The sequence below is a fragment of the Dapis purpurea BLCC-M126 genome, assembly GCF_050015975.1.
Classification (GTDB): Bacteria; Cyanobacteriota; Cyanobacteriia; order Cyanobacteriales; family Microcoleaceae; genus Trichodesmium.
In genome coordinates this window covers 24,731-34,446 of the sequence record NZ_JBNHER010000118.1, presented here as the reverse complement: position 1 = coordinate 34,446, position 9,716 = coordinate 24,731, and the positions used below count along the sequence as shown (strand labels likewise).

Here is a 9,716-nt window from a genome sequence, read left to right as displayed (position 1 = left end):
AAGGGGAGGCTTTAAACCAGAATTATTTAATTATTAATAATTAATAATTGGGTAATTAAGCGAAACCCAATATGAGTTGTCCCAGTATCAGGAGCTTGAGACTCTCTAGCAGCAGGCCGATAACGACTACAATAATTTTTAGCACAGAGGTAAGAACCTCCTTTGATAACGTGCAAAGCTCCTTCCTCGGGTTTTACCGGATCGAAACTGGCGGTTTTCTCAGGTCCAACGGGGTTTAAACTATGGTCTTTGCCAGAATGTCCGACTTGATACCAATCTGAGGTGAATTCCCAAACATTTCCAGTCATGTCATAAAGTCCGTAACCGTTGGCGGGAAAAGATTCTACAGGTGCAGTGCCTAAATAGTTATCTTCTTTTGTATTGAAAAAGGGAAACATCCCTTGCCAGGTGTTGGCTTTTTTGGCAGAATATTGATTTCCCCAAGTGAATTCTTGTTCTTGGAGACCTCCCCGCGCTGCATATTCCCATTGAGCTTCTGTGGGGAGAGATTTACCCGCCCAATTAGCATAAGCTACAGCATCCTCATAAGCAATGTGAACTACAGGATAATTATCTTTTCCTTTGATATTGCTATCTGAACCGTAGGGATGTTGCCAGTTAGCACCGACAACCCAATTCCACCAATTTAAGTAAGCAACTTGTTGCATTCCTTCTGAGGGTGGTTGAAACACTAGGGAACCTGGTTGTAGTTGCTCATCACTAAGATCGGGAAATTTTTCTTTTGGTAAGGGGCGTTCGGCAATGGTTTTATAACCTGTTGCTTCTACAAATTTGCCGAATTCAGCGTTGGTAATTTCATGGCGATCGATGCAAAAACTATCTACAGTGACATCACTTGCAGAAACTTCTGATGGATAATGAGAATCCGATCCCATGGTAAAAGTTCCTCCGGGAATAAATACCATTTCCCCCGGACAATTATTATCTGTAGAAGATGCTTGTGCTGGTGCGGAGAAAGGGAAAATAAGAGATATTGTTAGGAAACAGAGAATAAGTGATTTAAAGCAAAAAGTTTTCATAACATGCTTGAGATTTCGATAATACAAGGTCTTAATTTAATTTTATATCCAATGCCCACCCTACTGATTAAAGTTTATTTAACATTACAGCCTGGAGCATTCTCTGATGTTTCTCCATCGAAGATAGTATTGAAATCATCTTTCATACTAACTACGATCCAATTGTCACGATCTTGAGCTTCGTCGAGAGATTCATTATCAGCTACTTGTTCACCATCTTCTAAATGAGTGCTTCCAGGTACATCATTGTATTCATATTCCCGATCGCAATCATCGTGATTAATGAGTACGATCAAGGATTCGTCTGCACCAACATCAGTATATTGGAACATTTCAAAATCACCACTAGAGTTACCCACTGCAATAATAGGTCGTTTGCCAATATGATTTTGAATCCCTACTGGTTTACCTTCTTGATCGTTATACTGAGCTAGCGTCTTGGGGTACAATATTCCTACTAAAAAATTCCTTTTACGTTCTACGTCTCCTCCAAAATGTTGATCGAATTCTGTTTGGACAGCGGTACCAATCACTTGTTCTGGGGGAATACCATAAGCCTCATCAGAAAAGGAACGAACAAAATCAATATCACCTCCAGAACAAATATAGACTTTGAAATCATTAGCTTTGAGGTACTTAACTAAGCCAATTACAGGTTCATAGACAAGTTCTCGATAGCGAACATTAAAGTCTTCCTGATTTTCGTAATAAACAAAATGAGAAGCCTTATGTATATATTCATCTGTTGTGTCATCAACAAAACTATTACCTTGTTGCAAATTTTCCAGTTCAAACTGAATTGGGAAATACAGAGGTTTTTCAGACCATAGAGTGCCATCATTATCGAAAACAGCAATACGATTCTTTTTTGGAACAAAGTTACCGCTACCTTTAGTAGTGACTGTTTCCACAAAATCTACGATCGCTTGTTTGTTGTCAGTCTGATTCCAGGAATCTAAGTATTCTTCACCAGCAGCATGAGCAGGAAGACAACCTAAAGTACTGCCTAAACAAAACGTTGAAAGCATAACCGAAAGAAAAAAAGCGATCGTTTTTTTGTTGATGTTGGGAAAGTTCATAATTGATTTACACATTTGGAAAGGTTGAATTATTGTTTAATAGGACTTACGCAGTACAGCGTATTTTTGTCATTGCGATCGACAGGGAAGCAATCTCAAATCCTAGTTTTTCATGCCTCATGGGTAAGTCCTATTTAAGAGAAAGACGAGAATCCATAACTAAATAAATTATATGAAAACCCCAAAATTTAGTCTAAACTTCAGTTCTTCTATAGATGTAGTATTCAGAATCATCAATGGTTGTTGCCGTAAATCCTGCCTCATTTAGCATTGGTACAAACTCTTGAGAACTTAGCAATCTTAACATTAAAGTTCCCTGGGTTAATAATTTTTTATCTTTATGGAATGAATATTCAAATCGAGCATAAGACTCATTTTTAACCTGCTGGATTTCTACTGTTCGCTTATGAATAATACCATTTTCTAGCTCCATTAATTTATTACCATTAACATTAGATGTACTGATAACATTAGATGTACTGATAATTAATAGCCCTCCTGTTTTAAGATGATCTGAAACACACTGAAAGCTTTTTTGGATTTCATTTAAATCGAAAATATGACTGCCAAGCATTATTCCAGTTTCGTCTTGAAAAATAGTCCAAGCACCTCCGCGAGAATAAGAAACATCGAATATCTTATCTATGTTGATTTCAGAAGCACTCTGACAATATAAGCTGACTTTATTACCTAATCTCTTGTTGGCCTGGTCAAGTAAGGCTTCACTGGTATCAATTCCAACGACGTTATAATTTGGCTCTATTTGCAACAAATATTTAACGAGCAAACCAGTTCCAATACCAATATCTAGCAGTTCCCTGCCATTACCAATCAATTTGGAAAGTTGATGGGCAATTTTCTCATAATTTCTATTCTTTTGAACAAAGTCATCATAATAATTGGCAAGTTTTTGATATTGATCGTTCATAATATGAAAAATTTAATGTTGACAATATTAGAACTTACGCATGAGGTACGAAAAACTAGGATTTGAGATGGCTTCCCTGTCAGTCGCAATGACGAAAATACCTTGTAATGCCTAAGTCCTGAATATATTAATCACCCATGAATGAGTTTGAAAAATCTTCAAGTAGCTGCTTCATAAAACCGATATAAAACGTCATAAACAATTGACATTTTAATGTTTACTTCCTGCTTTACAACAATTGAGGCCGTCGGCGGTTACTCATCCACAGGCATTGACAGTCAAGCCGACGAAACCTCTTGAGTGTGTCTTACATTCCGCAGGAAATGGAAACCTTTTAGCTTGGGAAAGTTCACTTATGAGTGCTTAATTGCTAAATCAACCTTTCCTGAAATAATTCCTCCCTGAGGATCTGAAAATTCTACAAGGGTTTTCAGAATACTTAATCTGGATCGTTTTCGTTCCTTAATAACTTCAAACTTACAGGAGAATTCTTGCGGGTTGATTAAGGATTTATAAGTACTCTCAAGCCTAGTAATGTAAATACCAGACATATACAAAATATAAAATTCTTCTACAGTTAGATCCTGTAGGCAAAGTAGTAATTTGTTTTGGGTAGCATAAGCAAGAGAAACAGCCCCGATCTGATTGTAACACATCACAAATTCAACCGCGTTGAAATGTCCCGTCTCATCAACATAGCAAGGTGATTCGATCGAGAATTTCCCCTGAACAATATAATTACTATCAGAGCCTAATTGCCTCGATGATAAAACAGATGCTTCCTGGAGATATACTGCTTTTTTGCTTGAATATGGCTTAAGTGCTTTTAACAGAAAATCATTGTCTATTTTTTCTAAATATTCTTTGTCTATTTTTGGTAAATATTCTGTTTGGATCATTGTTTTAACTCAGTGTGGAATTATTGTTGAGAGAAAGACGAGGATCTATTTTCAACAATCGTCTTGGAAACGATCCTCCAAAATTATGATTGCGCATATACTGTAGTATCGTTGCGATCGCTAATCAACATAGTCTTGGGGGTAGGCTATGGAGCGTCAATATCTCGCTCGACACCCCACAGCCCTGCCTAAAGGGAAAAAAGGAAAGTATAGTGCAATATAGAATCAAGGATGTGCTTCATTCTATCTTAGATTTGCATCATCTAGTCCTAGGATTATTTTTCCAGCCTTTGAAGGATCTCCTCAATGATGCGATCGGTCAGCTCTTCATGATTCAGCTTGTCCTCAGATACTGTTTGCTCTGGAGAAATTGGTTCCTCCTCATATGGAACTATCTCCATACAGTATTTAGCGGATCTGAGTTCCTCTTCAGATGGCTCGATATTAATCGTCACATTCTTAATCTCACCGCCTGTAAACTCAAAGGGTGGTTCATAATTACTCACCGGAAACCGCATATCCATTCCTACATCTTGGCTATCCATCATAAAGTTACCGTTAAAGACTTCCCAACTTTCATCGGGATCGGAATGGGACTGATTACCATTGACACAGAGATAACCACGGCCTATACGCTTGAGGTCTTTGGATTTGATGGGTCCCTCGTCGCCGAACTTAAAGGAAAATGAAACCCGAACCAAACCATTCGTGAGTATTTCGTCGGAAACGACATGCTTTCCTGGCCCATTTAGATACTTGTACTCAAAGACCGGATGATGATCTTCATTGACATAGAGGCTATAGCCTCCAGTATCTCCTCCTCCACTGGCTAAGATAACCCCTTGAACATTCTCCGGTTCAGTAATATTAAGCTCTGCAGTAATGATATAGCCTAAGTTTTCGTTGGCAGCAATGTTGGGAGCAATATCTCCAGGCAGAAAGACTGCCCCAGGATAAAACGTGAATTTGGTACGATCTTCCCAAACAGTCGGACGCTCCTCATTTACGCGTTCGCCAAAGCGATCGTCAATAGGATACACATCGTATTTTTCAGCTTCGCGATCGAACAGAGCCTTCATTTCCTCTAATTTGTCTTCTAATGCCTTTTGCTCCTCCGGCTCTAATGTGCCTAGATAGTCCGAGTCCACTAAATTATAATTCTGGCTAAAGTCTTCATCCAGATTGAACAGTTCCCACTCATCATCTAGTTCTGGATTATCTTTCAGGGTACTCTGTGCAAAAATATTCCAGGGTAGCTGCCCATGGAACGACGATGCCATCCAACCATCGTGGTAAATGCCGCGATTGGCAAACATCTCGAAATACTGAGTATCCCGAAGTGGGATTGCATTTGCTCCATCAGATCCAAAGGTGTTGACAAAGCTAGCCCCTTCTATTGGCTTTTGCTCAACGCCATTGACATACTCGGGAGGCTCGATGCCAACCACATCCAAAATTGTTGGGGCAACATCAATCACATGGAGAAACTGATCCCGTAGATTTTCTGTGCGCTCTCCCTCAACATTAATGTGGCCTGGCCAAGAAACCACCATCGGATTCCGAGTGCCGCCAAAGTAAGAGGCAACCTGTTTAGTCCAGCGGAAGGGAGCATCCAAAGCCCAAGCCCAACCCACGGCATAGTGAGGAGTTGTTCCGGGATTACCCCATTCGTCTTTACAGGCCAGGTTCTCGTCCGTGGTGAAGTCAAGGCCAGCATAGGTCGCGCTCATATTACAGCCACCTATTAAGCTACCTTCGGCACTGGCTCCATTATCACCAACAATGTAGATAACTAGGGTATTCTCTTTTTCACCCAAGTCATCAATGGCCTCAAGCACTCGGCCAACTTGTTCGTCTGTGTATTCCAGGAAGCCTGCATAGGTTTGCATTTGCTTGGTCATCAATTCCCTGTATTCATTGTTTTGATTGTCAAATTGATCGGCCTCCCGGTCTGGAATATACTCTGGATAATCAAATTGGGGATAATCAAATTGGTTGTCCCCCCACTCTGGAATCTCCTCGGGTCGAGCTGTACATTCAGTCTCTTGAGGGATGATTCCCATATCTTTCTCATTGGCACAAATTTCATCATGTAGAGCGTCCCAGCCCTCGGTAAACATACCTGTGTCCTCTACTCCTGCTTCAATAGCATGTTCTCCCCCGGCCTGATACTTCTCGGTATAAGAAGGAGGGGGCTGGTGGGGAGCATGGGTAGCTCCTGGAGCAAAATAGAGAAAGAAAGGGGTTTCTGGAGACAAAGAGTGGTTATAGTTCACCCAGTTAATGGCCTTATCCGCTAGATCGCGGGTGAGGTTGTAGCTATTGTCAAGGTCGTCGTAGGTGCCATCCTCGCGGTGAGGGTAGGACGGTTGATTGATGGGATTGCGGTTTTCATACAAGGCAGGGTACCATTGGTCTGTCTCGCCACCGCCACCAAGGAAGCCGTAGAAGTAGTCAAAGCCAAGGTCATTAGGCCAGCGGGTGAATGGACCCGCGTTACTGCTTTGCTCGGCAGGTAAGTTGTGGTTTTTGCCTAACCAAGCTGTGTTATAGCCGCGGTCTTGCAAAATTTGGGCAACAGTAGCAGTACTCTGGGGGATGAGTCCGGTATAACCGGGGAACCCAGTTGACACGTCTGTAATAGCCCCAGTGGCAGCAGAGTGATGGTTGCGACCTGTTAGCAAGCCAGCGCGGGTAGGAGAACACAAAGCCGTGGTATGAAAGCGATTGTAGCTTAAGCCATCCGCCGCCAATTTCTGTAGTGTGGGGGTATGGACTGGGCCACCAAAGGTTTCCGAGGCCCCAAAACCCACATCATCCAACATTATCAGCACAACATTAGGTGCATCTTCAGGGAGAGCAGTAGGGGAGCTGAGAATGTCTGGATCTGGCTTTGAGTTGACGTAGGTTTTGTTGATTTTGTCAATGTGGCCTTGAAAATCGGGTTCCGGGAGGGGCAGGTCTTGGGCCATGCCAGGAGGAACAGCCGTACCTAGCAGGAGAGAAAGTGCGATGGTAAACACCACAACCAACCTCCCAATACGGGTCAAAGTATGGTTGAAAAACATTAATTTACTTAAAAAAAGGGTTTACATAACTCAGACCACATTCCAAAGCGAAATTGGGGTGAGTTATGAGTACATCATTTGGATTTGAGCAAAAATCAGGCCCACTATAACGGCCTAGTTAGTAAAGCAAATTACCCTGATTCATTCAATCCCAATCAGGAAAATAGGTTGTCCGGCGTAAGTCCTAAAAAAGTTAAATTTTAGCTGGAATCTTTGGGACACAACGACAATATAAGCGATACAATCCTTCAAACCGATCTAAAAAACGCAAGTTTTTTTTCTTAACAAAAATTAACCTTAATGGTGGCTTAACCCTATAGTTTTTTGACTTAGTTTGAATATCACAATATGTTTGAATTTGAACAAAAATCAGAGTTGCTTTTAGAACAAAAAAACCTAACTTTTAGACATAATCATTTTCTGGATTTATCAGAACTTAGAAGTTTTGAGAAAACGTTTATTGGTGAAATATGCCACTTAGGCGATCAAAGTTTTGAGTGCTATGTATCCGAGGTTTTTACTGAAAATATAAAATTAGGTTTATTCCAGCAAAATTCTCAGTTTTTATATAGGGGAGTTTGCCTAAATCACTTTACTTTTGCTCTTTCTGCTTTTCATTACGGTAATTTATTCTCCCATAAATACAAGACAGATATCAACACGATAACCATTGTTTATCCCGAAAAAAAAGTAGCTGATTTACGACAGAAATTCCACGGTAATTATTTCCTCTTTTTTGAGGATGAATTTTTCAATAATATCTGTGAAACATTAGAACTATTTGAATTTCAAAAACAACTGAATAAACAAAGTATTCCTCCAGTCATCAAAGCTGATCACCAAAAGATTAACTATATACGACGATTGTGTTATCAACTTTATCAATTATTATTTCAAATCAATGCTCAACCAGATTCTTCTGTTAGTCCCTTATTGATTAACCATTACTTTAAACAGAAATTAGAAGAAGAAATAGCTCAGACTCTGATAGTTGCGATCGCAGAAGCAACAGAAATTCCACTGAAAAAACCACAAATAAACCGAAGTCGTATTTTAAAAAAAGCGGAAGAATTTTACTTTAGTAATCTCAAATCATATATTACAACTCAGGATCTATGTGAGGAATTAAAAATTAGTCAAAGAACCTTAGAATATATCTTTAAAGACTATTATCAAATGTCACCCCAAAAATATTTTAAACATCTACGTCTTCATGCTCTGCATGAAGAACTTGAACAAAAAGATAAACAGGATAATCTCAGAGAAATTACTGAGGAATTTGGCTTTTATCATCGAGGACAATTAGCAAAGGATTATTATAAGCTATTTGGTGAGGTTCCTTCCGAAACCTTTAGAAGATAACTATAACTCTTTGGTGTCCATTGCCTACCCTACGGATTAAAATTTAGTTAGATATTGGAAGTGTTCTTGATGGGGTTGATTCAAAAATAGTATTGAAATTATTTTTCATATTCTCGTTCACAATTATCGTGATTGATAAGATAGTAGTAGACTAATATAAAATCTGGATAATTACTATACCTAAGTCATTGCGACTGGAACAGAGTGGAAGGTTTGCGGAGCATTCCGGAACGGATAGCAATCTCCTCAACCCCTGAGATTGCTTCCTATCGTCGCAATGACGATTGTTCAACTAGATTGTATCTTAGCTACGAGAAAGGTGTAATTAAGCGAAACCCAATATGGGTGGTTCCCGTATCAGGAGCTTGAGACTCTCTGGCAGCAGGCCGATAACGACTACAATAATTTTTAGCACAGAGGTAAGAACCACCTTTGATAACGTGTAAAGCTCCTTCCTGGGGTTTGATGGGATCGAAACTAGCGGTTTTGTTAGGTCCGACAGGGTTTGAACTATGGTCTTTGCCAGAATGTCCGACTTGATACCAGTCTGAGGTGAATTCCCAAACATTTCCAGTCATGTCATAAAGTCCGTAACCGTTGGCGGGAAAAGATTCTACAGGTGCAGTGCCTAAATAGTTATCTTCTTTTGTATTGAAAAAGGGAAACATCCCTTGCCAGGTGTTGGCTTTTTTGGCAGAATATTGATTTCCCCAAGTGAATTCTTGTTCTTGGAGACCTCCCCGCGCTGCATATTCCCATTGAGCTTCTGTGGGGAGAGATTTACCCGCCCAATTAGCATAAGCAACTGCATCATCATAAGCGATGTGAACTACAGGATAATTATCTTTCCCTTTGATGTTACTCTTTGGACCGTAGGGATGTTGCCAGTTAGCACCGACAACCCAATGCCACCAATTTAAGTAAGCAACTTGTTGCATTCCTTCTGAGGGTGGTTCAAACACTAGGGAACCTGGTTGTAATTGCTCATCACTAAGATCGGGAAATTGTGATTTTGGTAGGGGGCGTTCGGCAATAGTTTGATAACCTGTTGCTTCTACAAATTTCCCGAATTCAGCATTGGTGATTTCGTGGCGATCAATGCAAAAACTATCTACAGTGACGTCTTCAGCAGAAACTTCAGATGGATAATGACTATCCGATCCCATTGTAAAAGTTCCTCCAGGAATAAATGCCATTCCCACTGGACAACTATTATCTGTAGAAGATGCTTGTGCTGATGTGGAGAAAGGGAAAATGAGTGATATTGTTAGCAAACAGAGAATAAGTGATTTTAAACAAAAAGTTTTCATAAAATTCTTGAGACTTGGATAATACATTGA

7 protein-coding genes are annotated in these 9,716 nt (G+C 40.0%); 1 reads left to right on the top strand and 6 read right to left on the bottom strand.

The window, feature by feature from the left end:
- Window positions 1-26: 26 nt before the first annotated feature.
- The 5 genes from ACP6PL_RS10865 to ACP6PL_RS10845 form a co-directional block, all read right to left on the bottom strand.
- Window positions 27-926, bottom strand: coding sequence for a formylglycine-generating enzyme family protein (locus ACP6PL_RS10865; protein WP_426545274.1), 900 nt, complete (start codon window positions 924-926; stop codon window positions 27-29).
- A 188-nt stretch (window positions 927-1,114) separates the two neighbouring features.
- Window positions 1,115-2,119: an HAD family hydrolase gene (locus ACP6PL_RS10860; protein ID WP_426545273.1), complete on the bottom strand. Its 1,005-nt coding sequence runs from the start codon at window positions 2,117-2,119 to the stop codon at window positions 1,115-1,117.
- A gap of 193 nt (window positions 2,120-2,312) precedes the next feature.
- Window positions 2,313-3,047 (bottom strand): class I SAM-dependent DNA methyltransferase, encoded by a 735-nt coding sequence (locus ACP6PL_RS10855; protein ID WP_426545272.1) that lies wholly within the window; start codon window positions 3,045-3,047, stop codon window positions 2,313-2,315.
- A 353-nt stretch (window positions 3,048-3,400) separates the two neighbouring features.
- On the bottom strand, window positions 3,401-3,946 hold the full coding sequence (locus ACP6PL_RS10850; protein WP_426545271.1) for an FcoT family thioesterase: 546 nt from the start codon (window positions 3,944-3,946) through the stop codon (window positions 3,401-3,403).
- A 275-nt stretch (window positions 3,947-4,221) separates the two neighbouring features.
- The gene (locus ACP6PL_RS10845; RefSeq protein ID WP_426545270.1) at window positions 4,222-6,969 is read right to left on the bottom strand and encodes an arylsulfatase; all 2,748 of its coding nucleotides are present in this window, start codon (window positions 6,967-6,969) and stop codon (window positions 4,222-4,224) included.
- 393 nt (window positions 6,970-7,362) lie between these two features.
- Here ACP6PL_RS10845 and ACP6PL_RS10840 point away from each other — a divergent pair, with 393 nt between their 5' ends.
- The gene (locus tag ACP6PL_RS10840) at window positions 7,363-8,376 is read left to right on the top strand and encodes a helix-turn-helix domain-containing protein (RefSeq protein WP_426545269.1); all 1,014 of its coding nucleotides are present in this window, start codon (window positions 7,363-7,365) and stop codon (window positions 8,374-8,376) included.
- A gap of 308 nt (window positions 8,377-8,684) precedes the next feature.
- Here ACP6PL_RS10840 and ACP6PL_RS10835 read toward each other — a convergent pair whose 3' ends face one another.
- Window positions 8,685-9,686, bottom strand: a complete 1,002-nt coding sequence (locus ACP6PL_RS10835; RefSeq protein WP_426545268.1) for a formylglycine-generating enzyme family protein — start codon at window positions 9,684-9,686, stop codon at window positions 8,685-8,687.
- Between the last annotated feature and the right edge of the window lie 30 nt (window positions 9,687-9,716).